General features: G+C 55.2%; 35 protein-coding genes. 1 reads left to right on the forward strand and 34 read right to left on the reverse strand.

Going from position 1 to position 23,764, the window contains the following annotated elements; all coding sequences use genetic code 11:
• Positions 1-178 precede the first annotated feature (178 nt).
• Positions 179-3,013 carry an excinuclease ABC subunit UvrA gene (gene uvrA / locus AB4P90_RS26375; RefSeq protein WP_014720150.1) on the forward strand — a complete coding sequence of 945 codons (2,835 nt, stop codon included), beginning with the start codon at positions 179-181 and terminating at the stop codon, positions 3,011-3,013.
• Positions 3,014-3,081: 68 nt separating this feature from the next.
• Here the strand turns inward: uvrA and bfr are convergent, their stop codons facing one another.
• The 34 genes from bfr to rpsL all read right to left on the reverse strand — a co-directional run bounded on the left by bfr (position 3,082) and on the right by rpsL (position 23,568).
• Positions 3,082-3,546 (reverse strand): bacterioferritin, encoded by a 465-nt coding sequence (gene bfr / locus AB4P90_RS26380; protein WP_003176400.1) that lies wholly within the window; start codon positions 3,544-3,546, stop codon positions 3,082-3,084.
• 155 nt (positions 3,547-3,701) lie between these two features.
• Entirely contained in the window at positions 3,702-5,150 is a 1,449-nt protein-coding gene (locus tag AB4P90_RS26385) for a catalase (RefSeq protein WP_014720152.1), read from the reverse strand.
• Between the two features lie 237 nt (positions 5,151-5,387).
• Entirely contained in the window at positions 5,388-5,774 is a 387-nt protein-coding gene (gene rplQ, locus AB4P90_RS26390) for a 50S ribosomal protein L17 (protein ID WP_003176402.1), read from the reverse strand.
• Between the two features lie 41 nt (positions 5,775-5,815).
• Positions 5,816-6,817: a DNA-directed RNA polymerase subunit alpha gene (locus AB4P90_RS26395; protein ID WP_003176403.1), complete on the reverse strand. Its 1,002-nt coding sequence runs from the start codon at positions 6,815-6,817 to the stop codon at positions 5,816-5,818.
• 22 nt (positions 6,818-6,839) lie between these two features.
• Positions 6,840-7,460, reverse strand: a complete 621-nt coding sequence (gene rpsD, locus AB4P90_RS26400) for a 30S ribosomal protein S4 (RefSeq protein ID WP_003176404.1) — start codon at positions 7,458-7,460, stop codon at positions 6,840-6,842.
• 18 nt (positions 7,461-7,478) lie between these two features.
• Complete coding sequence (gene rpsK / locus AB4P90_RS26405) at positions 7,479-7,868, reverse strand: 30S ribosomal protein S11 (RefSeq protein WP_002555466.1); 390 nt, start codon at positions 7,866-7,868, stop codon at positions 7,479-7,481.
• Between the two features lie 30 nt (positions 7,869-7,898).
• Entirely contained in the window at positions 7,899-8,255 is a 357-nt protein-coding gene (gene rpsM / locus AB4P90_RS26410; protein ID WP_003194635.1) for a 30S ribosomal protein S13, read from the reverse strand.
• A gap of 129 nt (positions 8,256-8,384) precedes the next feature.
• Positions 8,385-8,501: a 50S ribosomal protein L36 gene (gene rpmJ, locus AB4P90_RS26415; protein ID WP_002555468.1), complete on the reverse strand. Its 117-nt coding sequence runs from the start codon at positions 8,499-8,501 to the stop codon at positions 8,385-8,387.
• Between the two features lie 28 nt (positions 8,502-8,529).
• Complete coding sequence (gene secY / locus AB4P90_RS26420; protein ID WP_003194637.1) at positions 8,530-9,858, reverse strand: preprotein translocase subunit SecY; 1,329 nt, start codon at positions 9,856-9,858, stop codon at positions 8,530-8,532.
• Positions 9,859-10,296, reverse strand: a complete 438-nt coding sequence (gene rplO / locus AB4P90_RS26425; RefSeq protein WP_003176407.1) for a 50S ribosomal protein L15 — start codon at positions 10,294-10,296, stop codon at positions 9,859-9,861.
• 3 nt (positions 10,297-10,299) lie between these two features.
• A complete protein-coding gene (gene rpmD, locus AB4P90_RS26430; RefSeq protein WP_003176408.1) occupies positions 10,300-10,476 on the reverse strand; it encodes a 50S ribosomal protein L30 in 177 nt (58 codons plus the stop codon).
• A gap of 2 nt (positions 10,477-10,478) precedes the next feature.
• Complete coding sequence (rpsE, locus tag AB4P90_RS26435) at positions 10,479-10,979, reverse strand: 30S ribosomal protein S5 (protein WP_003176409.1); 501 nt, start codon at positions 10,977-10,979, stop codon at positions 10,479-10,481.
• 3 nt (positions 10,980-10,982) lie between these two features.
• The gene (gene rplR / locus AB4P90_RS26440) at positions 10,983-11,333 is read right to left on the reverse strand and encodes a 50S ribosomal protein L18 (protein WP_003186037.1); all 351 of its coding nucleotides are present in this window, start codon (positions 11,331-11,333) and stop codon (positions 10,983-10,985) included.
• 10 nt (positions 11,334-11,343) lie between these two features.
• Positions 11,344-11,877, reverse strand: coding sequence for a 50S ribosomal protein L6 (rplF, locus tag AB4P90_RS26445; RefSeq protein WP_003194640.1), 534 nt, complete (start codon positions 11,875-11,877; stop codon positions 11,344-11,346).
• Positions 11,878-11,889: 12 nt separating this feature from the next.
• Positions 11,890-12,282, reverse strand: a complete 393-nt coding sequence (gene rpsH, locus AB4P90_RS26450; protein ID WP_003176413.1) for a 30S ribosomal protein S8 — start codon at positions 12,280-12,282, stop codon at positions 11,890-11,892.
• Between the two features lie 208 nt (positions 12,283-12,490).
• A complete protein-coding gene (rpsN, locus tag AB4P90_RS26455; RefSeq protein WP_003176414.1) occupies positions 12,491-12,796 on the reverse strand; it encodes a 30S ribosomal protein S14 in 306 nt (101 codons plus the stop codon).
• Between the two features lie 13 nt (positions 12,797-12,809).
• Positions 12,810-13,349, reverse strand: coding sequence for a 50S ribosomal protein L5 (gene rplE, locus AB4P90_RS26460; protein WP_003194642.1), 540 nt, complete (start codon positions 13,347-13,349; stop codon positions 12,810-12,812).
• Between the two features lie 22 nt (positions 13,350-13,371).
• Positions 13,372-13,686, reverse strand: a complete 315-nt coding sequence (gene rplX, locus AB4P90_RS26465) for a 50S ribosomal protein L24 (RefSeq protein ID WP_003176416.1) — start codon at positions 13,684-13,686, stop codon at positions 13,372-13,374.
• A gap of 11 nt (positions 13,687-13,697) precedes the next feature.
• The gene (gene rplN / locus AB4P90_RS26470) at positions 13,698-14,066 is read right to left on the reverse strand and encodes a 50S ribosomal protein L14 (RefSeq protein WP_002555479.1); all 369 of its coding nucleotides are present in this window, start codon (positions 14,064-14,066) and stop codon (positions 13,698-13,700) included.
• 23 nt (positions 14,067-14,089) lie between these two features.
• Positions 14,090-14,356, reverse strand: a complete 267-nt coding sequence (rpsQ, locus tag AB4P90_RS26475) for a 30S ribosomal protein S17 (RefSeq protein ID WP_003194644.1) — start codon at positions 14,354-14,356, stop codon at positions 14,090-14,092.
• 2 nt (positions 14,357-14,358) lie between these two features.
• Positions 14,359-14,550 carry a 50S ribosomal protein L29 gene (gene rpmC / locus AB4P90_RS26480; protein WP_002555481.1) on the reverse strand — a complete coding sequence of 64 codons (192 nt, stop codon included), beginning with the start codon at positions 14,548-14,550 and terminating at the stop codon, positions 14,359-14,361.
• On the reverse strand, positions 14,550-14,963 hold the full coding sequence (rplP, locus tag AB4P90_RS26485) for a 50S ribosomal protein L16 (RefSeq protein WP_003176421.1): 414 nt from the start codon (positions 14,961-14,963) through the stop codon (positions 14,550-14,552). The genes rpmC and rplP overlap by 1 nt, the downstream gene beginning before the upstream one ends.
• A 12-nt stretch (positions 14,964-14,975) precedes the next feature.
• Entirely contained in the window at positions 14,976-15,662 is a 687-nt protein-coding gene (gene rpsC, locus AB4P90_RS26490; protein ID WP_003176422.1) for a 30S ribosomal protein S3, read from the reverse strand.
• 13 nt (positions 15,663-15,675) lie between these two features.
• A complete protein-coding gene (gene rplV, locus AB4P90_RS26495; protein ID WP_003103908.1) occupies positions 15,676-16,008 on the reverse strand; it encodes a 50S ribosomal protein L22 in 333 nt (110 codons plus the stop codon).
• Between the two features lie 11 nt (positions 16,009-16,019).
• Positions 16,020-16,295 carry a 30S ribosomal protein S19 gene (gene rpsS, locus AB4P90_RS26500; RefSeq protein WP_002555486.1) on the reverse strand — a complete coding sequence of 92 codons (276 nt, stop codon included), beginning with the start codon at positions 16,293-16,295 and terminating at the stop codon, positions 16,020-16,022.
• 16 nt (positions 16,296-16,311) lie between these two features.
• Positions 16,312-17,136, reverse strand: a complete 825-nt coding sequence (gene rplB / locus AB4P90_RS26505; RefSeq protein WP_003186055.1) for a 50S ribosomal protein L2 — start codon at positions 17,134-17,136, stop codon at positions 16,312-16,314.
• 14 nt (positions 17,137-17,150) lie between these two features.
• Complete coding sequence (rplW, locus tag AB4P90_RS26510) at positions 17,151-17,450, reverse strand: 50S ribosomal protein L23 (RefSeq protein ID WP_002555488.1); 300 nt, start codon at positions 17,448-17,450, stop codon at positions 17,151-17,153.
• Positions 17,447-18,049: a 50S ribosomal protein L4 gene (rplD, locus tag AB4P90_RS26515; protein ID WP_003176424.1), complete on the reverse strand. Its 603-nt coding sequence runs from the start codon at positions 18,047-18,049 to the stop codon at positions 17,447-17,449. The genes rplW and rplD overlap by 4 nt, the downstream gene beginning before the upstream one ends.
• Before the next feature lie 12 nt (positions 18,050-18,061).
• The gene (gene rplC / locus AB4P90_RS26520; protein WP_003194649.1) at positions 18,062-18,697 is read right to left on the reverse strand and encodes a 50S ribosomal protein L3; all 636 of its coding nucleotides are present in this window, start codon (positions 18,695-18,697) and stop codon (positions 18,062-18,064) included.
• 81 nt (positions 18,698-18,778) lie between these two features.
• The gene (gene rpsJ, locus AB4P90_RS26525) at positions 18,779-19,090 is read right to left on the reverse strand and encodes a 30S ribosomal protein S10 (RefSeq protein WP_003186070.1); all 312 of its coding nucleotides are present in this window, start codon (positions 19,088-19,090) and stop codon (positions 18,779-18,781) included.
• Between the two features lie 157 nt (positions 19,091-19,247).
• Positions 19,248-20,441, reverse strand: a complete 1,194-nt coding sequence (tuf, locus tag AB4P90_RS26530; RefSeq protein WP_003176426.1) for an elongation factor Tu — start codon at positions 20,439-20,441, stop codon at positions 19,248-19,250.
• 30 nt (positions 20,442-20,471) lie between these two features.
• Positions 20,472-22,577 carry an elongation factor G gene (gene fusA / locus AB4P90_RS26535; protein ID WP_003194651.1) on the reverse strand — a complete coding sequence of 702 codons (2,106 nt, stop codon included), beginning with the start codon at positions 22,575-22,577 and terminating at the stop codon, positions 20,472-20,474.
• 30 nt (positions 22,578-22,607) lie between these two features.
• The gene (gene rpsG / locus AB4P90_RS26540) at positions 22,608-23,078 is read right to left on the reverse strand and encodes a 30S ribosomal protein S7 (protein ID WP_002555493.1); all 471 of its coding nucleotides are present in this window, start codon (positions 23,076-23,078) and stop codon (positions 22,608-22,610) included.
• A 118-nt stretch (positions 23,079-23,196) separates the two neighbouring features.
• Positions 23,197-23,568 (reverse strand): 30S ribosomal protein S12, encoded by a 372-nt coding sequence (rpsL, locus tag AB4P90_RS26545; protein WP_002555494.1) that lies wholly within the window; start codon positions 23,566-23,568, stop codon positions 23,197-23,199.
• Between the last annotated feature and the right edge of the window lie 196 nt (positions 23,569-23,764).

A 23,764-nucleotide genomic window follows, 5' to 3' on the forward strand; every position in this document is an offset into this window, starting at 1 on the left:
GGAAAAACCTCGTGTGAACCGGCGGCGATTCTACCAGTCCCATCGATTGAGAGGGTATATGCGGCGCTTTGCCGCGCAGCTTTCATGTAAGGCTGCAAGCGGCGTTTTGACAGTGTATATTCATCCAGTCTTTAGCCGTATACTCCGGCATCATTTACGCCCGCCGTGCGAGGCCATCTTGGACAAGATCCTGATTCGTGGGGCTAGAACCCACAACCTGAAGAACATCGACCTGACCCTGCCCCGGGACAAACTGATCGTCATCACCGGCTTGTCCGGCTCCGGCAAATCGTCCCTGGCGTTCGACACGCTGTATGCCGAAGGTCAGCGTCGCTATGTGGAATCCCTGTCGGCCTACGCCCGGCAGTTCCTGTCGATGATGGAAAAGCCCGATGTCGACACCATTGAAGGCCTGTCGCCGGCTATTTCCATCGAGCAGAAATCCACGTCCCACAACCCGCGCTCCACCGTGGGTACCATTACCGAAATCTACGACTATCTGCGCCTGCTGTATGCGCGCGTGGGCATTCCGCGCTGCCCAGACCACGATATTCCCCTGGAAGCCCAGACCGTCAGCCAGATGGTCGACCTGGTACTGGCCCAGCCAGAGGGCGCCAAGCTGATGCTGCTGGCGCCCGTCATTCGCGAGCGCAAGGGTGAACACCTGTCGGTCTTCGAAGAACTGCGTGCCCAGGGCTTCGTGCGGGCGCGCATCAACGGCAAGCTCTATGAGCTGGACGAAGCGCCGAAGCTGGACAAGCAGAAAAAGCACTCCATTGACGTGGTGGTCGACCGATTCAAGGTGCGCGCCGACTTGCAGCAGCGTTTGGCGGAATCGTTCGAAACCGCGCTGAAGCTGGCCGATGGCATTGCCCTCGTAGCGCCGATGGATGACGAGCCGGGCGAAGAGATCATCTTCTCCGCGCGCTTCGCCTGCCCGATCTGTGGCCATGCCATCAGTGAGCTGGAACCCAAGCTGTTTTCCTTCAACAACCCGGCCGGCGCCTGCCCGACTTGCGACGGCCTGGGTGTGAAGCAGTTTTTCGATATCAAGCGCCTGGTCAATGGTGACCTGACCCTGGCCGAGGGGGCGATACGCGGATGGGACAGGCGTAACGTCTACTATTTCCAGATGCTCGGATCATTGGCCTCGCACTACAAGTTCAGCCTGGAAGTGCCGTTCAACCAGCTGCCGGCAGACCAGCAGAAGGTCATTCTGCATGGCAGCGGTTCGCAGAATGTCGACTTCAAGTACCTGAACGACCGTGGCGACATCGTCAAGCGCTCGCACCCGTTCGAAGGCATCGTGCCGAACCTGGAGCGTCGCTACCGCGAGACCGAATCGGCAAGCGTGCGTGAAGAACTGGCAAAATTCCTCAGTACTCAGCCTTGCCCGGATTGCCGTGGCACCCGCCTGCGCCGTGAGGCACGTCACGTGTGGGTGGGCGAGAAGACCCTGCCAGCAGTGACCAACCTGCCGATCGGCGATGCGTGTGAATACTTTGGCGTACTCAAGCTCACCGGGCGACGCGGGGAAATTGCCGACAAGATCCTCAAGGAAATTCGCGAGCGTCTGCAGTTCCTGGTCAACGTTGGCCTGGACTACCTGTCGCTGGACCGTAGCGCCGATACCTTGTCGGGCGGTGAAGCACAGCGAATCCGTCTGGCCAGCCAGATTGGCGCGGGCCTTGTGGGCGTGCTGTATATCCTCGATGAGCCCTCGATTGGCTTGCACCAACGGGATAACGACCGCCTGCTGGGCACGCTGAAACACCTGCGCGATATCGGCAATACCGTGATCGTGGTCGAGCATGATGAAGACGCTATCCGCCTGGCGGACTACGTGGTCGATATCGGCCCGGGCGCGGGAGTGCATGGTGGCCATATCGTTGCCGAGGGCACGCCTGCCGAAGTGATGGCACATCCGGACTCGTTGACCGGCAAGTACCTGTCTGGCCGGGTGAAGATCGAAGTGCCCGCCAAGCGTACGCCGCGCAACAAAAAGATGGCTCTGCACCTCAAGGGCGCGCGCGGGAACAACCTGCGCAATGTCGACCTGGAGATTCCGCTGGGCCTGCTGACCTGCGTGACCGGTGTTTCCGGTTCGGGCAAGTCGACGCTGATCAACAACACCTTGTTCCCACTGAGTGCCACCGCCCTGAACGGCGCGACCACTCTGGAAGCTGCGGCCCACGACAGCATCAAAGGCCTGGAGCATCTGGACAAGGTCGTCGACATCGACCAGAGCCCGATTGGACGCACACCGCGTTCCAACCCAGCCACCTACACCGGGCTGTTTACGCCTATCCGCGAGCTGTTCGCTGGCGTACCCGAGTCGCGCTCACGAGGTTATGGGCCGGGCCGGTTCTCGTTCAACGTCAAGGGTGGGCGCTGCGAAGCCTGCCAGGGCGACGGCCTGATCAAGGTGGAGATGCACTTCCTGCCCGACATCTACGTGCCGTGCGATGTGTGCAAGAGCAAGCGCTACAACCGCGAGACCCTGGAGATCAAGTACAAGGGCAAGAGCATCCATGAAACCCTGGAGATGACAATCGAGGAAGCTCGCGAGTTCTTCGACGCGGTGCCGGCGTTGGCGCGCAAGCTGCAGACGCTGATGGATGTAGGCCTGTCGTACATCAAGCTGGGGCAATCAGCGACCACGCTGTCGGGTGGTGAAGCGCAGCGGGTCAAGCTGTCTCGCGAGCTGTCCAAGCGTGATACCGGCAAAACCTTGTACATCCTCGATGAGCCGACCACTGGCCTGCACTTCGCGGATATTCAGCAGTTGCTGGACGTACTTCACCGCTTGCGGGACCACGGCAATACCGTGGTGGTGATTGAGCACAACCTTGATGTGATCAAGACGGCCGACTGGTTGGTAGACCTGGGGCCGGAAGGTGGTTCGAAGGGTGGCCAGATCATCGCAGTGGGCACGCCAGAGCAGGTTTCCGAAATGCCGCAGTCGCACACCGGTTACTACCTGAAACCATTGCTGGAACGCGATCGGGCCTGATCTTTTCATCGTCCAATAAAAAGCCCCTGCCACTTTGCGGTGACAGGGGCTTTTTTTATAGCCGGGAATCAGAACTGCGATTGCAGGTAATTCTCCAGGCCGATCAGCTTGATCAGGCCCAACTGCTTTTCCAGCCAGTAGGTGTGATCTTCTTCGGTGTCATTCAACTGCACTCGCAGTATTTCCCGGGTGACATAGTCGTTGTGCTGCTCACAAAGCTCGATGCCCTTGCAGAGTGCAGCACGGACCTTGTACTCAAGGCGAAGATCGGCAGCGAGCATGTCAGGCACTGTGGTACCCACGTCCAGATCATCAGGACGCATACGCGGCGTGCCTTCGAGCATCAGAATGCGGCGCATCAGGGCATCAGCGTGCTGTGCCTCTTCTTCCATTTCGTGGTTGATACGCTCGTAGAGCTCGGTAAAGCCCCAGTCTTCGTACATACGCGAATGGATGAAATATTGGTCACGAGCTGCCAGTTCGCCCGTCAGCAACGTGTTGAGGTAATCGATTACGTCGGGGTGACCTTGCATCGCCCTACATCTCCCTGCTTGAAAGACTGTAGTTTGAACCATGCTGACTTGAAGGTCACGGGACAAACGGCAGAAAAGTGAAGATTTCCGGAGAAAAGCAGCTGAAATAACGCAAAAACCGCCCAAATGAGGGCGGTTCTGCTTATCGTTTAGAGTCAGTTAAGCGATACACCCAGTGCCTTTGCGATTGCTTCTCCATAAGCCGGGTCGGCCTTATAGAAGTGCTGCAGTTGACGCTGGACCACATCGCTGGAAACGCCACCCATAGCACCGGCGATGTTATTGGTGAGCAGGGCTTTCTGCTCATCATTCATCAGACGGAACAGCGCACCGGCGTGGCTGTAGTAGTCCGTATCTTCGCGATGATCGTAGCGATCAGCCGCGCCGCTCAGGGTCAATGCTGGCTCTGCATACTGCGGGGCTTGCTTGGGCGCATCGGCATAGCTGTTTGGCTCGTAGTTCGGAGCCGCACCGCCGTTACTACCGAAAGCCATGGAGCCGTCACGCTGGTAGCTGTTAACCGGGCTACGTGGTGCGTTCACCGGCAGTTGCTGGTGGTTGGTGCCCACACGGTAGCGGTGCGCATCGGCGTAGGCAAAAACCCGACCTTGCAGCATACGGTCCGGCGACAGGCCAACGCCTGGGACCATGTTGCTTGGGCCAAATGCGGCCTGCTCGACTTCGGCGAAGTAGTTCTGCGGATTACGATTGAGCTCCAGCTCACCCACTTCAATCAACGGGAATTCTTTTTGCGACCAGGTCTTGGTCACGTCAAACGGGTTCTCGTAATGGGCGTTCGCCTGTGCCTCGGTCATGATCTGGATGCACACGCGCCACTTGGGGAAGTCACCGCGCTCGATTGCACCAAACAGATCACGCTGGGCGTAATCAGGATCGGTTCCCGCCAAGCGGGCGGCCTCGGCCGGCGCCAGGTTCTTGATGCCTTGCTTAGTCTTGTAGTGCCACTTCACCCAATGACGCTCACCCTGGGCATTGATCAGACTGTAAGTGTGGCTGCCGAAACCATGCATGTGGCGATAGCCGTCCGGGATGCCACGGTCCGAAAACAGAATGGTGACCTGATGCAGCGCCTCTGGTGAGTGCGACCAGAAGTCCCACATCATCTGCGCGCTTTTCAGGTTGCTCTGCGGCAGGCGTTTCTGGGTGTGGATAAAATCCGGGAATTTCAGCGGATCACGAATAAAGAACACGGGAGTGTTGTTACCCACGATGTCCCAGTTACCCTCTTCGGTATAGAACTTCAGGGCAAAGCCACGTGGATCACGTTCAGTGTCAGCAGAACCGCGCTCACCGCCTACAGTGGAGAATCGCAGGAATGTCGGCGTTTGCTTGCCAACAGATTCGAACAGCTTGGCGCTGGTGTATTGGGTGATGTCACGGGTGACTGTGAACGTACCGTAGGCGCCCGATCCTTTGGCGTGCACGCGACGCTCAGGGATGTTTTCACGGTTGAAGTGAGCGAGCTTCTCGATCAGGTGGAAATCGTCGAGTAACAACGGACCACGAGGGCCCGCGGAACGGGAGTTCTGGTTATCCGCAACGGGAGCACCGCTGGCGGTGGTAAGGACTTTATTCTGGCTCATGCTCAATCTTCCTCAGGTCGGACTTGGAACTGCCGGCTAATCGGCTTGGAGGGAGTATTGATCATCAACACCACGCCTACAAATTCATTAAATTGCAGGCATCGATAGAGAATAACTAACAACACTCCGTTCGCTATAGTGCAGCGCCCGGCCTATGGAAGCTTGTATAAGTTGCGCTTTTGTTACGCGCACAAAAAACCGGGCACTAGGCCCGGTTTTTCGTTGCAGCTTGTCGTCTTACTCGGCGCTTACAGCTTCGCCGGCAGTAGCACGATCAACCAACTCGACGTACGCCATAGGCGCGTTGTCGCCAGCGCGGAAACCGCACTTGAGGATGCGCAGGTAGCCACCCTCACGGGTAGCGTAACGCTTGCCCAGGTCGTTGAAGAGCTTACCAACGATAGCTTTCGAACGAGTACGGTCGAAAGCCAGACGGCGGTTAGCCAGGCTGTCTGTCTTGGCCAAAGTGATCAGCGGCTCAGCAACGCGACGCAGTTCTTTAGCTTTCGGCAGTGTAGTTTTGATCAGCTCGTGCTCGAACAGCGACACCGCCATGTTTTGGAACATGGCCTTGCGGTGCGAGCTGGTACGGCTCAGGTGACGACCACTTTTACGATGACGCATGGTTCATTCCTTACCAAACTCACGTTCGGTGATTACGACGATCAGGCAGTCGCCTTGTCGTCCTTCTTAAGACTTGCAGGCGGCCAGTTGTCGAGGCGCATGCCGAGGGACAGACCGCGGGAGGCCAGAACGTCCTTGATTTCAGTCAAGGATTTCTTGCCCAGGTTCGGAGTCTTCAACAGTTCTACTTCGGTGCGCTGGATCAGGTCACCGATGTAGTAAATGTTTTCCGCCTTAAGGCAGTTAGCCGAACGTACAGTCAGTTCCAGATCGTCAACCGGGCGAAGCAGGATCGGATCGATCTCGTCTTCCTGCTCGATTACCACTGGTTCGCTGTCACCTTTGAGGTCGACGAACGCAGCCAACTGCTGTTGCAGAATGGTTGCAGCGCGGCGGATAGCCTCTTCAGGATCCAGGGTACCGTTGGTTTCCAGATCAATAACCAGCTTGTCCAGGTTAGTACGCTGCTCGACACGGGCGTTTTCCACCACGTATGCGATACGGCGAACCGGGCTGAACGAAGAGTCAAGCTGCAAGCGACCAATGCTGCGGCTTTCGTCTTCATCGCTCTGACGCGAGTCGGCCGGTTCATAACCACGACCACGAGCTACAGTGAGCTTCATGTTCAGGGCGCCGTTAGACGCCAGGTTAGCGATTACGTGATCGGGGTTAACGATCTCGACATCATGATCCAGCTGAATATCGGCAGCGGTAACCACCCCCGAACCCTTCTTCGACAAGGTCAGCGTAACTTCGTCACGGCCGTGCAGCTTGATAGCCAGACCTTTAAGGTTCAACAGGATTTCAATTACGTCTTCCTGTACACCTTCGATGGCGCTGTACTCGTGGAGCACACCGTCAATCTCGGCCTCGACTACTGCACAGCCGGGCATTGAGGACAACAGGATGCGGCGCAGCGCGTTGCCCAGGGTGTGGCCAAAACCACGCTCGAGAGGCTCGAGAGTAATTTTGGCGCGGGTTGGACTGACAACCTGCACATCAATGTGGCGGGGTGTCAGGAACTCATTTACCGAAATCTGCATGGATGCACCTATTTTCTAGCCCTTACTTGGAGTAGAGCTCGACAATCAGGCTTTCGTTGATGTCGGCGGACAGATCACTGCGAGCAGGAACGTTCTTGAAAACGCCCGACTTCTTCTCAGTGTCTACTTCTACCCATTCTACGCGGCCACGTTGGGCACACAGATCGAGAGCTTGGACAATGCGAAGTTGGTTTTTTGCTTTCTCGCGAACTGCGACCACGTCACCAGCACGAACCTGGTAGGACGGAACGTTTACGGTCTGACCGTTAACGCTGATCGACTTGTGCGATACCAGCTGACGGGATTCGGCACGAGTCGAACCGAAGCCCATACGGTATACAACGTTGTCCAGACGGCATTCGAGCAGTTGCAGCAGGTTTTCACCGGTTGCACCTTTCTTGCCAGCAGCTTCTTTGTAGTAGCCGCTGAACTGACGCTCGAGAACGCCGTAGATACGACGGACCTTCTGCTTTTCACGCAGTTGGGTGCCGTAGTCGGACTGGCGACCGCGGCGTTGGCCGTGGATACCAGGTGCTGCTTCAATGTTGCACTTCGATTCGATCGCGCGCACGCCGCTCTTCAGGAAGAGATCGGTGCCTTCGCGACGAGCGAGTTTGCATTTTGGACCAATGTAACGAGCCATTCTTTACAATCTCCTGGATTACACGCGGCGCTTCTTCGGCGGACGGCACCCGTTGTGCGGGATTGGCGTCACGTCGGTGATGCTGGCGATCTTATAGCCACAGCCGTTCAAAGCACGGACAGCAGACTCACGACCTGGACCTGGACCCTTGACGTTAACGTCGAGGTTTTTCAGGCCGTATTCCAGCGCAGCTTGACCAGCACGTTCAGCAGCTACTTGAGCAGCAAACGGGGTGGACTTGCGGGAACCGCGGAAACCCGAACCACCGGAGGTAGCCCAAGAAAGCGCGTTACCTTGACGGTCGGTGATGGTCACGATTGTGTTGTTAAAAGATGCATGGATGTGGGCGATGCCATCAACCACTGTCTTTTTAACTTTTTTACGAGGACGAGCAGCAGGTTTTGCCATGATAATTTTCCTGTCGATTCGCTGGGGCGATTACTTGCGGATCGGCTTACGCGGACCTTTACGGGTACGCGCGTTAGTCTTGGTACGCTGACCGCGTACTGGAAGACCACGACGATGACGCAGACCGCGATAGCAACCGAGGTCCATCAAACGCTTGATTTTCATGTTGATTTCGCGACGCAGGTCACCTTCAGTGGTGAACTTCGCCACTTCGCCACGCAGCTGTTCAATCTGCTCGTCGCTCAGATCCTTGATCTTAGCGGCTGGGTTTACCCCAGCAACTGCGCAAATTTTCTGCGCAGTAGTGCGACCAACACCATAGATGTAGGTCAGCGAGATAACAGTGTGCTTGTTATCTGGAATGTTAACGCCTGCAATACGGGCCATTCAGTGGGACTCCAATTGACAGCTACCTACGCCCCGGAAGCCAAGAAATAGGGCGCGAGATAATATCGCTGTAATAACAAATAATCAACCCGGCAGCGCACTAGCTGCCGGGCTTCAAGCGGATCACACTCAGCCTTGGCGCTGTTTGTGACGCGGTTCCGCGCTGCAAATTACTCGAACAACACCTTCGCGGCGAATAATCTTGCAGTTACGGCACAGCTTTTTCACCGATGCACGAACTTTCATCACCAACTCCTCGAACCTTATGGGGTACTCAGCGCAACATGCCGCTGCCGTAGCCCTTCAGGTTGGCTTTCTTCATCAGGGATTCGTACTGGTGCGAAACGAGGTGCGATTGTACTTGGGACATGAAGTCCATCACAACCACGACCACGATCAGCAACGAGGTCCCGCCAAGGTAGAACGGAACGTTTGCTGCAACCACCAGGAACTGGGGCAACAAGCACACGGCCGTCATATATAGAGCACCGAACAGGGTCAAACGAGTCAGAACGCCATCAATGTAGCGTGCCGACTGCTCACCTGGACGGATGCCCGGAATAAAGGCACCGGACTTCTTCAGGTTTTCCGCTACGTCTTTCGGATTGAACATCAACGCCGTATAGAAGAAGCAGAAGAAAATAATCCCTGCACTAAACAGCAGAATATTCAACGGCTGACCAGGAGCGATCGACTGAGAGAGGTCCTGCAGCCAGCCCATATTTTCAGACTGACCAAACCAGGTACCCAACGAAGCCGGAAACAGCAAGATGCTGCTCGCGAAAATTGCCGGAATAACACCGGCCATATTCACTTTCAGCGGCAAGTGGCTGGTCTGCGCAGCGAAGACCTTACGGCCCTGCTGACGCTTGGCGTAGTGAACAGCAATACGACGCTGGCCACGCTCAATGAACACCACAAAACCGATAATCGCTACTGCCAGCAAACCGATGGCAACCAAGGCGAAGATATTGATATCACCCTGACGCGCAGACTCGAAAGACTGCCCGATTGCTCTCGGAAGACCGGCGACGATACCTGCGAAAATCAACATCGAGATACCGTTGCCAACACCACGCTCAGTAATCTGCTCACCCAGCCACATCATGAACATCGCACCAGCCACAAACGTGGATACCGCGACGAAATGGAAGCCAAAGTCACCAGTGAACGCAACGCCCTGCCCCGCCAGGCCAACGGACATGCCGATAGCTTGAACCAGGGCGAGGACGACAGTGCCGTAGCGGGTGTACTGGCTAATCTTGCGACGGCCAGCTTCACCTTCCTTCTTCAACTGCTCCAGCTGCGGGCTGACGGCTGTCATCAGTTGCATGATGATCGATGCCGAAATGTACGGCATGATCCCCAGTGCAAAGATGCTCATCCGCTCCAGCGCGCCGCCGGAAAACATGTTGAACAAGCTAAGAATGGTCCCCTCATTCTGTCGAAACAGGTCTGCGAGTCGGTCCGGGTTGATACCTGGAACCGGGATGTGTGCGCCTATTCGGTAGACGATAATCGCCAGGAACAGAAAACGCAGACGAGCCCAAAGTTCAGACATACCGCCTTTGCCGAGCGCTGAGAGAGCACCTTGCTTAGCCATTTATTCCTCGAACTTGCCGCCAGCTGCTTCGATAGCCGAACGCGCACCTTTGGTGGCGCCGATTCCCTTGCCGATAGTGACAGCGCGAGTCACTTCACCGGACAGCATGATTTTCACACGCTGTACGTTGACGTTGATCACGTTGGCATCTTTCAGGGTCTGCACAGTAACGATGTCGCCTTCCACTTTAGCCAGCTCGGACAGACGCACTTCTGCGCGATCCATGGCTTTCAGGGATACGAAACCGAACTTAGGCAGGCGACGATGCAGCGGCTGTTGACCGCCTTCAAAGCCTGGAGCAATGGTGCCACCGGAGCGGGAGGTTTGACCCTTGTGGCCACGGCCACCGGTCTTACCCAAACCACTACCGATACCACGGCCCGGACGATGCTTTTCGCGACGGGAACCCGGCGCTGGACTCAGATCATTGAGTTTCATCGATTAACCCTCTACACGCAGCATGTAGTAAGCCTTGTTGATCATCCCGCGATTCTCGGGAGTATCCTGGACTTCTACAGTGTGACCGATGCGACGCAGACCCAAACCTTTAACGCACAATTTGTGGTTAGGGATGCGGCCGGTCATGCTTTTGATCAGCGTTACTTTAACGGTAGCCATGATCAGAAGATCTCCTTGACAGTCAGACCACGCTTGGCAGCGATGGACTCAGGAGATTGCATAGCCTTCAGACCCTTGAAAGTGGCGTGAACCACGTTTACCGGGTTAGTCGAGCCATAGCACTTGGCCAGAACGTTCTGAACGCCAGCAACTTCGAGGACAGCACGCATAGCGCCGCCAGCGATGATACCGGTACCTTCAGAAGCAGGCTGCATGTACACCTTCGAAGCGCCGTGAGCGGACTTCATTGCGTACTGCAGAGTGGTGCCGTTCAGATCAACTTGGATCATGTTGCGACGAGCAGCTTCCATTGCCTTCTGGATCGCGGCAGGCACTTCACGTGACTTGCCACGGCCGAAGCCAACACGCCCTTTACCATCACCCACCACGGTCAACGCGGTGAAAGTGAAGATACGGCCGCCTTTAACGGTTTTGGCTACGCGGTTAACTTGAACCAGCTTCTCAATGTAGCCTTCGTCGCGCTTTTGGTCGTTATTTGACATAACTTAGAACTCCAGCCCAGCTTCACGAGCAGCATCAGCCAGCGCTTTCACGCGGCCGTGGTACTTGAAGCCAGAGCGGTCGAAAGCCACTTGCGAGACGCCAGCGGCCTTAGCACGCGTAGCGACCAGCTGGCCAACCTTTGTGGCCGCGTCGATGTTGCCAGTGGCACCATCACGCAGTTCTTTATCCAAAGTCGAGGCGCTTGCCAGGACTTTGTTGCCGTCGGCCGAGATGACCTGGGCGTAGATGTGCTGCGACGAGCGGAACACGCAGAGACGCACGACTTCGAGTTCGTGCATTTTCAGGCGTGCTTTGCGAGCGCGACGCAGTCGAGTAACTTTTTTGTCGGTCATTTGCTATGCCCTACTTCTTCTTGGCTTCTTTACGACGGACGACTTCGTCCGCGTAGCGCACACCTTTGCCTTTGTACGGCTCTGGTGGACGGAAGTCGCGGATCTCAGCGGCCACTTGACCTACCAGCTGCTTGTCGATGCCCTTGATCAGGATATCGGTCTGGCTAGGAGTCTCAGCAGTGATGCCCGCTGGCAGTTCGTAATCCACTGGGTGCGAGAAGCCAAGGGCAAGGTTCAAAACCGTGCCTTTTGCTTGCGCTTTGTAACCAACACCGACCAGCTGGAGCTTACGCTCGAAGCCTTGGCTTACGCCTTGGACCATGTTGTTTACCAACGCACGCGTGGTACCGGCCATTGCGCGAGTTTGTTGATCGCCATTGCGAGCAGCGAAACGCAGCTCACCAGCTTCTTCAACGATCTCAACGGACGAATGGATGTTCAGTTCAAGAGTACCCTTGGCACCCTTCACCGAAAGCTGTTGGCCTGCGAATTTGACTTCGACACCGGCTGGCAGCTTAACGGGGTTCTTAGCGACGCGAGACATGCTTATCCCCCCTTAGAACACAGTGCAAAGAACTTCGCCGCCGACACCGGCAGCGCGCGCAGCACGATCCGTCATCACACCTTTGTTGGTGGAGACGATAGACACGCCCAGACCGCCACGAACTTTCGGCAGATCTTCAGCGGACTTGTACTGACGCAGGCCTGGACGGCTAACGCGCTTCACTTCCTCGATGACCGAACGGCCTTCGAAGTACTTCAGCTCGATGGACAGCAGTGGTTTGATTTCGCTGCTGATCTGATAACCCGCAATGTAGCCTTCGTCTTTCAGGACTTTGGCAACAGCTACCTTCAACTTGGAAGATGGCATGCTTACGACGGACTTTTCAGCCATCTGGGCATTACGGATACGAGTTAGCATGTCCGCTAACGGGTCCTGCATACTCATGGGCTAGACGCTCCTAATACAAAAAAATTAGCCTTGCGGCTACATATGTCGCCGAGAATCTCCGAGCACAAAAAACACGGGCTCAGGCGAGCCGCGTATTTTAGACATACTCCAGAAATGAAACAAGCCCCAAAAGGGGCTTGATCCAGATTCAAGGTCACCGGCGGTCAGTATCTTGCGATTCCGACCACCTGGACGTTGAAAGTACTTACCAGCTGGCTTTAACCAGACCTGGTACGTCACCACGCATTGCCGCTTCACGCAGTTTGTTACGGCCGAGGCCGAACTTGCGGTAAACGCCGTGTGGACGACCGGTCAGGCGGCAGCGGTTACGCATGCGCGAAGCGCTTGCGTCACGTGGCTGCTTCTGCAGAGCAACTGTAGCTTCCCAACGCGCTTCTGGACTTGCGTTCAGATCAACGATGATTGCTTTCAGTGCTGCACGCTTCTTGGCGTACTTGGCAACCGTGAGCTGACGCTTCAGCTCGCGGTTTTTCATGCTCATCTTGGCCATGGTCCTACTCCAATCAGTTGCGGAACGGGAATTTGAACGCACGCAGCAGAGCGCGGCCTTCATCATCGTTCTTGGCAGTGGTGGTCAGGGTGATGTCCAGACCGCGGAGAGCATCGATCTTGTCGTAGTCGATTTCCGGGAAGATGATCTGCTCTTTCACGCCCATGCTGTAGTTACCACGACCATCGAAGGACTTGGCATTCAGGCCGCGGAAGTCGCGGACCCGAGGCAGGGAGATCGACAGCAGACGATCCAGGAATTCGTACATACGCTCACGGCGCAGAGTCACTTTGACGCCGATCGGCCAACCTTCACGGACTTTAAAGCCAGCGATGGATTTCCGAGCGTAAGTCACAACGACTTTTTGACCGGTGATCTTTTCCAGGTCAGCAACAGCGTGCTCGATGACTTTTTTGTCGCCGATCGCTTCGCCCAGACCCATGTTCAGGGTGATTTTGGTGACGCGCGGAACTTCCATCACGTTCCCGAGCTTAAGTTCTTCCTTAAGCTTAGGGGCGATTTCCTTCCGGTAAATCTCTTGTAGTCGTGCCATGGTCTAATCTACCTAGCAGTGTTCAAGCATCAACCGCTTTTTGGGTCGACTTGAAGACACGAATTTTCTTACCGTCTTCTACTTTGAAACCAACGCGGTCAGCCTTGTTGGTTTCGCCGTTGAAGATGGCGACGTTAGAAGCGTCCAGCGGAGCTTCTTTCTCGACGATACCGCCCTGCACGCCCGACATCGGGTTAGGCTTGGTATGACGCTTGACCAGGTTCAGACCACCGATAACCAGACGGTTATTGGCGAGAACCTTAAGCACCTTACCGCGCTTACCTTTGTCTTTGCCGGCGATCACGATGATCTCGTCGTCACGACGAATCTTTTGCATGTCGGATCTCCTTACAGCACTTCTGGGGCGAGCGAGACGATCTTCATGAACTTCTCAGTACGAAGTTCACGGGTCACTGGCCCAAAGATACGGGTGCCGATCGGCTCTTGCTTGTTGTTCAGAAGAACAGCAGCGTTGCCATCAAAGCGGATAATGGAGCCATCAGCACGACGTACGCCGTGACGAGTGCGGACTACAACAGCAGTCATCACTTGGCCTTTTTTCACCTTACCGCGAGGAATTGCTTCCTTCACGGTAACTTTGATGATGTCACCGATACCAGCGTAACGACGATGGGAGCCACCCAGCACCTTGATGCACATAACACGGCGAGCGCCGCTGTTATCGGCCACATCGAGCATGGATTGAGTCTGAATCATATAATTTCTCCGACCCCTAGTCCTTAGACTTCCACAGCGCGTTCGAGAACATCAACCAGTGCCCAAGACTTGGTCTTGGCCATCGGACGAGTTTCACGAATAGTGACCTTGTCGCCGATGTGGCACTGATTGGTTTCGTCGTGCGCGTGCAGCTTAGTCGAACGCTTAACATATTTACCGTAGATCGGGTGCTTAACGCGACGCTCGATCAAAACGGTGATGGTTTTGTCCATCTTGTCGCTGACAACACGGCCAGTCAGCGTACGGACAGTCTTTTCGGCTTCAGCCATGATCACTTACCTGCCTGCTGGTTGAGCACAGTCTTCACGCGAGCGATGTCACGCTTAACTTGCGAGAGCAGATGAGACTGCCCCAACTGGCCAGTTGCTTTCTGCATACGCAGATTGAACTGGTCGCGCAGCAGGCCGAGCAGTTGCTCGTTCAGCTGCTGTGCGGATTTTTCACGAAGTTCATTCGCTTTCATCACATCACCGTCCGTTTAACAAAGGAGGTGGCGAGCGGCAGCTTTGCAGCAGCCAGGGCGAAAGCCTCACGCGCCAGCTCTTCAGAAACACCCTCGATTTCATACAGGACTTTGCCTGGCTGAATCTGGGCTACCCAGTATTCCACGTTACCCTTACCTTTACCCATCCGAACCTCGAGAGGCTTTTTGGAGATCGGCTTGTCCGGGAATACACGGATCCAGATCTTGCCGCCACGTTTTACGTGACGGGTCAGAGCACGACGCGCTGACTCGATCTGACGAGCGGTGAGACGACCACGAGCTACAGACTTCAGCGCGAACTCGCCGAAGCTGACTTTGCTACCGCGCTGAGCCAGACCACGGTTGTGGCCTGTCATCTGCTTGCGGAACTTCGTACGCTTAGGTTGCAACATTTGGCGTACCCCTTACTTAGCAGCTTTTTTACGAGGCGCTGGTGCTTGTGGTTTCAGTTCTTCTTGGCGACCACCAATTACTTCGCCTTTGAAGATCCAAACCTTTACACCGATCACACCGTAAGTGGTGTGAGCTTCGTAGTTGGCATAGTCGATGTCGGCACGCAGGGTGTGCAGTGGCACACGACCTTCGCGATACCATTCAGTACGTGCGATTTCAGCACCGCCGAGACGACCGCTCACTTGGATTTTGATGCCTTTGGCACCAATGCGCATGGCGTTCTGTACGGCGCGCTTCATAGCGCGACGGAACATTACGCGACGCTCCAGCTGCTGAGCTACGCTCTGCGCAACCAGCATACCGTCGAGCTCCGGCTTGCGGATCTCTTCGATATTGATGTGCACAGGCACACCCATTTGCTTGGTCAGGTCCTGACGCAGTTTCTCAACATCTTCACCTTTCTTCCCGATAACGATACCTGGACGAGCGGTGTGGATGGTGATACGTGCAGTTTGGGCCGGACGATGGATATCGATACGGCTTACGGACGCGCTTTTTAGTTTGTCTTGGAGATACTCACGCACCTTCAGATCAGCGAACAAGTAGTCCGCATAAGTCCGACCGTCTGCGTACCAGACGGAGGTGTGCTCCTTGACGATTCCCAGGCGAATGCCAATGGGATGTACTTTCTGACCCATCTCTTCGACTCCGTTACTTGTCAGCAACCTTGACAGTGATATGGCAAGACCGCTTGACGATGCGATCAGCACGGCCTTTGGCACGTGGCATGATGCGCTTCAGCGAACGCCCTTCGTTGACGAAAACGGTGCTGACCTTCAGGTCATCAACGTCTGCGCCTTCGTTATGCTCGGCGTTGGCTACGGCCGACTCCAGCACTTTCTTCATGATCTCGGCGGCTTTCTTACTGCTGAAAGCCAACAGGTTGAGCGCTTCGCCCACCTTCTTCCCGCGGATCTGGTCGGCGACCAAGCGGGCTTTCTGGGCGGAGATTCGAGCGCCCGACAACTTAGCGGCTACTTCCATTTCCTAACCCCTTAACGCTTGGCTTTCTTGTCTGCCACGTGCCCACGATAAGTGCGGGTACCGGCAAACTCGCCCAGTTTGTGGCCGACCATGTCTTCGTTAACGAGAACTGGGACGTGTTGACGACCGTTGTGTACTGCGATGGTCAGACCGACCATTTGTGGCAGGATCATCGAACGACGCGACCAGGTCTTAACTGGTTTGCGATCGTTCTTTTCCGCCGCCACTTCGATCTTCTTCAGTAGGTGAAGATCAATAAAAGGACCTTTTTTCAGAGAACGTGGCACTGTCGTATCCCTCTATTTACTTGCGACGACGGACGATCATTTTGTCGGTACGCTTATTACCACGAGTCTTCGCGCCCTTAGTCGGGAAGCCCCATGGCGATACCGGATGACGACCACCAGAGGTACGACCTTCACCACCACCGTGTGGGTGGTCAACCGGGTTCATGGCAACACCACGAACGGTTGGGCGAACGCCACGCCAGCGTTTGGCACCAGCTTTACCCAACGAACGCAGGCTGTGCTCGGAGTTCGAGACTTCGCCCAGGGTCGCACGGCATTCAGCCAGTACTTTACGCATCTCACCAGAACGCAGACGCAGGGTCACGTAGACACCTTCACGAGCGATCAGCTGAGCCGAAGCACCAGCGGAACGAGCGATTTGCGCGCCTTTACCTGGCTTCAATTCGATGCCGTGTACGGTGCTACCAACTGGAATGTTACGCAGTTGCAGAGCGTTGCCCGGCTTGATCGGTGCCAGAGCACCTGCGATCAGCTGGTCGCCAGCACTCACGCCTTTAGGGGCGATGATGTAGCGACGCTCGCCATCTGCGTACAGCAGCAGAGCGATGTGAGCAGTACGGTTCGGATCGTATTCGATACGCTCGACAGTGGCAGCGATGCCATCTTTGTCGTTGCGACGGAAATCGACCAGACGATAATGCTGCTTATGGCCACCACCGATGTGACGAGTGGTAATGCGACCATTGTTGTTACGACCACCAGACTTCGATTTTTTCTCGAGCAGCGGTGCGTGAGGAGCGCCTTTATGCAGCTCCTGGTTGACCACCTTGACCACAAAACGGCGGCCAGGGGAAGTCGGTTTGCATTTAACGATTGCCATGATGCACCCCTTCCTTACTCAGCACTGCTGCTGAAATCGAGATCTTGGCCTGGCTGAAGGGAGATAACTGCCTTCTTCCAGTCATTACGCTTGCCCAGACCGCGAGCAGTGCGCTTGCTCTTACCCAGAACATTCAGGGTAGTAACACGCTCTACTTTCACGCTGAACAGGCTTTCGACGGCCTTCTTGATTTCCAGCTTGGTTGCGTCAGTTGCAACCTTGAAAACGAACTGGCCTTTCTTGTCAGCCAGAACCGTAGCCTTTTCGGAAACGTGCGGGCCAAGCAGAACTTTAAATACGCGTTCCTGGTTCATCCCAGCAGCTCCTCGAATTTCTTCACGGCCGACACGGTGATCAACACCTTGTCGTATGCGATCAGACTAACTGGATCGGAACCTTGCACGTCACGTACATCAACGTGTGGCAGGTTGCGAGCAGCCAGGTACAGGTTCTGATCAACAGCTTCAGACACGATCAAAACGTCGGTCAGGCTCATGTTGTTCAGTTTGCCCAGCAGATCTTTGGTTTTTGGACTTTCAACAGCGAAGTCCTGAACCACGACCAGACGATCAGTACGCACGAGTTCAGCAAGGATGGAGCGCAGTGCTGCGCGGTACATCTTCTTGTTGAGCTTCTGAGAGTGATCCTGTGGACGAGCTGCGAAAGTGGTACCGCCCCCACGCCAGATTGGGCTACGGATAGTACCGGCACGAGCACGGCCAGTGCCTTTCTGACGCCAAGGGCGCTTACCGCCACCACGTACGTCGGAACGGGTCTTTTGCTGCTTGCTACCTTGACGGCCGCCGGCCATGTAGGCCACGACTGCTTGGTGAACGAGCGTCTCGTTGAATTCGCCGCCAAATGTCAGTTCGGAAACTTCGATCGCTTGAGCGTCATTTACATTTAATTGCATGTCAGCTTCCCCTTAACCGCGAGCCTTGGCCGCTGGACGTACAACCAGGTTGCCGCCAGTAGCGCCAGGAACAGCACCCTTGACCAACAACAGATTGCGTTCAGCGTCGACGCGCACTACTTCGAGGGACTGCACGGTCACGCGCTCAGCGCCCATATGACCGGACATTTTTTTGCCCTTGAATACACGACCAGGAGTCTGGCACTGGCCAATAGAGCCCGGGACGCGGTGGGAAACGGAGTTACCGTGAGTGTTGTCTTGACCACGGAAATTCCAACGCTTGATCGTACCCTGGAAGCCTTTACCTTTGGACTGACCGGTTACATCAACCAGTTGACCAGCGGCGAAGATTTCAGCGTTGATCAGATCGCCAGCCTGGTAGTCGCCGTCTTCAAGACGGAACTCCATGACAGTACGACCAGCTGCAACGTTTGCTTTAGCGAAGTGACCTGCTTGAGCAGCAGTCACGCGCGAAGCACGACGCTCGCCGACAGTGACTTGCACTGCACGATAGCCATCGGTTTCTTCAGTTTTGAACTGGGTGACGCGATTCGGTTCGATCTCAATGACCGTGACCGGAATGGAGACACCTTCTTCGGTGAAAATACGGGTCATACCGCATTTACGACCGACTACACCAATAGTCATGTTGTAAACCTCATGAGTGTACGGGGCTTTCACCCGCTATGGCCGCCCATTTCAGAGCGTTACACGACTAAGACCCAAGTCTTAGCCGAGGCTGATCTGTACTTCCACACCGGCCGCCAGATCGAGCTTCATAAGTGCATCAACGGTTTTATCCGTTGGCTGGACGATGTCCAGTACGCGCTTATGAGTACGGATCTCGTACTGGTCACGCGCGTCTTTGTTGACGTGCGGGGAGACCAGAACGGTGAACCGCTCTTTACGGGTAGGCAGTGGAATTGGACCACGCACTTGAGCACCAGTACGTTTCGCGGTTTCCACGATTTCCTGGGTGGATTGGTCGATCAGGCGATGGTCAAAAGCCTTCAACCTGATACGGATTTGCTGATTTTGCATTGGATTTCAGACTCCGGCTGCTATTCCCACCGGGCGCAATACGCCCGTTAAAAGGAGGCGCAATTCTATAGACGCCCTAGATAGGTGTCAACCCAATAAAAAAGCCCCCGCTAAGCGGGGGCTTTCTCAAAACATCAAAGCTCACTCAAAAGAGAGATTACTCGATGATTTTAGCTACAACGCCAGCACCAACGGTACGGCCGCCTTCACGGATTGCGAAACGCAGACCGTCTTCCATAGCGATGGTTTTGATCAGGGTGACAACCATTTTGATGTTGTCGCCTGGCATTACCATTTCTACGCCTTCCGGCAGTTCGCAGTTACCAGTCACGTCAGTAGTACGGAAGTAGAACTGTGGACGGTAGCCTTTGAAGAACGGAGTGTGACGACCGCCTTCTTCTTTGCTCAGTACGTATACTTCAGCTTCGAACTTGGTGTGCGGCTTAACCGAACCTGGCTTGACCAGAACCTGGCCACGCTCAACGTCGTCACGCTTGGTACCACGCAGCAGAACGCCGCAGTTCTCGCCAGCACGACCTTCGTCGAGCAGCTTACGGAACATTTCAACACCGGTGCAGGTGGTGACGGTAGTGTCACGCAGACCAACGATTTCCAGTGGATCTTGAACCTTGACGATACCGCGCTCGATACGACCAGTTACAACAGTACCGCGACCGGAGATCGAGAATACGTCTTCGATTGGCATCAGGAACGGCTTGTCGATAACACGGACTGGATCTGGGATGTAGCTGTCCAGAGTCTCAACCAGTTTACGAACGGACGTGGTGCCCATTTCGTTATCGTCTTTGCCTTCCAGAGCCATACGAGCAGAACCGATGATGATCGGAGTGTCGTCACCTGGGAAGTCGTAAGTGCTCAGCAGATCGCGCACTTCCATCTCAACCAGTTCCAGCAGCTCAGCGTCGTCTACCAGGTCAGCCTTGTTCAGGTAAACCACGATGTACGGAACGCCAACCTGACGGGACAGCAGGATGTGCTCACGGGTTTGTGGCATCGGACCATCAGCGGCCGAGCAAACCAGGATTGCGCCGTCCATCTGGGCAGCACCGGTGATCATGTTCTTCACATAGTCAGCGTGACCTGGGCAGTCAACGTGAGCGTAGTGACGGATCAGCGAGTTGTATTCAACGTGCGCGGTGTTGATGGTGATACCACGAGCTTTCTCTTCTGGCGCGCTGTCGATTTTATCGAAATCAACGATTGCGGAACCGAATACTTCGGAGCAAACGCGAGTCAGAGCAGCAGTCAGAGTGGTTTTACCGTGGTCAACGTGACCGATGGTGCCAACGTTGACGTGCGGTAGGGAACGATCAAATTTTTCTTTAGCCACGACAATTAACTCCTTGCCTAAAGGACTGAATCAGCCTTGTTTTTTGGATACAGTTTCAGCGATGTGCGCCGGAGCTGTGTTGTATTTTTTGAATTCCATAGAGTAGCTTGCGCGACCCTGGGACATGGAACGAACGTCGGTCGCATAACCGAACATCTCGCCCAACGGAACCTCGGCGCGAATCACTTTGCCGGAAACCGTGTCTTCCATACCCAAGATCATGCCGCGACGACGGTTAAGGTCGCCCATGACATCACCCATATAGTCTTCAGGTGTAACAACTTCTACCGCCATGATTGGCTCAAGCAACTCACCACCGCCCTTCTGGGCCAGTTGCTTGGTTGCCATGGAAGCAGCCACCTTAAACGCCATCTCGTTGGAGTCGACGTCGTGGTAAGAACCGTCAAAAACGGTTGCTTTCAGGCCGATCAGCGGATAGCCGGCAACAACACCGTTCTTCATCTGCTCTTCGATACCCTTCTGGATAGCAGGGATGTATTCCTTAGGAACAACACCACCTACTACTTCGTTCACGAATTGCAGACCTTCCTGACCTTCGTCAGCAGGAGCAAAACGGATCCAGCAGTGACCGAACTGACCACGACCGCCGGACTGACGAACGAACTTGCCTTCGATTTCACAGTTCTTCGTGATGCGCTCACGATAGGAAACCTGAGGCTTACCGATGTTGGCTTCGACGTTGAACTCACGGCGCATCCGGTCAACCAGGATGTCCAGGTGCAGCTCGCCCATGCCGGAGATGATCGTTTGACCAGTCTCTTCATCAGTCTTGACGCGGAAAGATGGATCTTCCTGAGCAAGCTTGCCCAGAGCGATACCCATTTTTTCCTGGTCATCCTTGGTCTTAGGCTCTACGGCAACCGAAATAACCGGCTCCGGGAAGTCCATGCGAACCAGGATGATTGGCTTGGCAGCGTCGCACAAAGTCTCACCAGTGGTGACGTCCTTCATGCCGATCAGGGCCGCGATGTCACCAGCGCGTACTTCCTTGATCTCTTCACGGGCGTTTGCGTGCATTTGCACCATACGACCCACGCGCTCTTTCTTGCCTTTAACCGAGTTGATCACGCCGTCGCCGGAGGCCAACACGCCCGAGTAAACGCGGACGAAGGTCAAAGTACCCACGAATGGGTCGGTAGCGATCTTGAACGCCAGAGCCGAGAACGGCTCGTTGTCATCGGCGTGACGCTCCATTTCTTCTTCCTCGTTATCAGGGTTGGAACCCTTGATAGCAGGAATGTCGGTTGGAGCAGGCAGGTAGTCGATAACGGCGTCGAGAACCAGGGGAACACCCTTGTTCTTGAACGAGGAACCGCAAACAGCCAAGACGATCTCACCAGCGATAGTACGCTGACGCAGAGCGGCCTTGATTTCCACGTTGGTGAGTTCTTCACCTTCGAGGTACTTGTTCATCAGCTCTTCGCTGGCTTCGGCAGCAGCCTCAACCATGTTGTTGCGCCACTCGTCAGCCAGTTCCTGAAGCTCTTCAGGGATAGGCTTACGAACAGGAACCATACCTTTGTCGGAATCATTCCAGTAAACAGCTTCCATGTTGATCAGATCGATCTGACCCTGGAAGTTGTCTTCGGAACCGATAGCCAACTGGATAGGCACCGGAGTGTGACCCAGACGCTGCTTGATCTGACCGATCACGCGCAGGAAGTTGGCACCAGCACGGTCCATCTTGTTTACATAAACAAGACGTGGAACGCCGTACTTGTTGGCTTGACGCCATACGGTTTCCGACTGAGGCTCAACACCCGAGGTGCCGCAGAACACAACGACAGCGCCGTCGAGTACGCGCAGGGAACGTTCAACTTCAATGGTGAAGTCTACGTGGCCCGGGGTATCGATTACGTTGAAGCGATGCTCGTCTTTGTACTGCTTCTCGGAACCTTTCCAGAAGGCGGTAATAGCAGCAGAAGTAATGGTAATACCACGCTCCTGCTCCTGAACCATCCAGTCTGTGGTCGCGGCGCCGTCATGCACCTCGCCCATTTTGTGACTTTTGCCGGTGTAAAACAGTACGCGCTCGGTGGTGGTGGTTTTACCAGCATCCACGTGAGCGACGATACCGATGTTACGGTAGCGGCTAATCGGAGTAGTACGAGCCATAAAGCCCTCGCAAAATTAGTGAAGCTAAAATTAGAAGCGGTAGTGCGAGAAAGCTTTGTTGGCTTCAGCCATACGGTGCACGTCTTCACGCTTCTTAACAGCAGCACCTTTACCTTCAGCAGCGTCCAACAGTTCGCCGGCCAAACGCAGAGCCATAGACTTCTCGCCGCGCTTACGGGCGAAGTCTACCAACCAGCGCATTGCCAGAGCGTTACGACGGGACGGGCGAACTTCAACCGGAACCTGGTAAGTAGCACCGCCTACACGGCGCGACTTCACTTCGACCAGCGGAGCGATGGCGTCGAGAGCTTTCTCGAAGATTTCCAGGGGGTCGCTGTTCTTGCGTTCTTTAACCTTTTCCAGCGCGCCATAAACGATACGCTCGGCAACGGCTTTCTTGCCGCTTTCCATCACGTGGTTCATGAACTTGGCCAGGATTTGGCTTCCGTATTTTGGATCGTCAAGCACTTCGCGCTTGGCTGCTACGCGTCTTCTTGGCATGGATAAGCCCTCAAACGGTCTTCAGGTTCGCTCGGAATCGGTGCCCTTTCGGGACGCCTCCGACCTTACTCTTATCGACTCAGAAAATAAGATGATTCAGGTTTACAAAAAGCCGCTACTACTTAGGCTTCTTGGTACCGTACTTCGAACGACCCTGGTTACGACCTTTAACGCCGGAAGTATCCAAGGAACCGCGTACGGTGTGATAACGAACACCTGGCAAGTCTTTTACACGACCGCCGCGGATCAGTACCACGCTGTGCTCTTGCAGGTTGTGGCCTTCACCGCCGATGTACGAGGAAACCTCGAAACCGTTGGTCAGACGCACACGGCATACTTTACGCAGTGCCGAGTTAGGTTTTTTCGGCGTGGTGGTATACACACGGGTGCATACGCCACGACGTTGCGGGCAATTCTGCAGCGCAGGTACGTCGGATTTCTCGACGATACGCTTACGCGGCTGACGTACCAGCTGGTTGATAGTTGCCATCTACTAGCTCCACTGTTGTCTTGCGACGCTATTGTCTTGCAAGAAAAGCAAAATGGCAGGAACGAATTCCCGCCAAATTTAGGGGTACAAGAGTCTAAAGAGGATCTTGTCCCCAGTCAAGGCAAGGCCCCGACCTCCCCTCGCGTCGAACCGGGGCAAAAATGCCTCGATCCGACGAACGGGAGTGCCAGGGCCC

It is taken from the genome of Pseudomonas sp. B16120 (assembly GCF_044218845.1).
GTDB lineage: Bacteria > Pseudomonadota > Gammaproteobacteria > Pseudomonadales > Pseudomonadaceae > Aquipseudomonas > Aquipseudomonas paracarnis.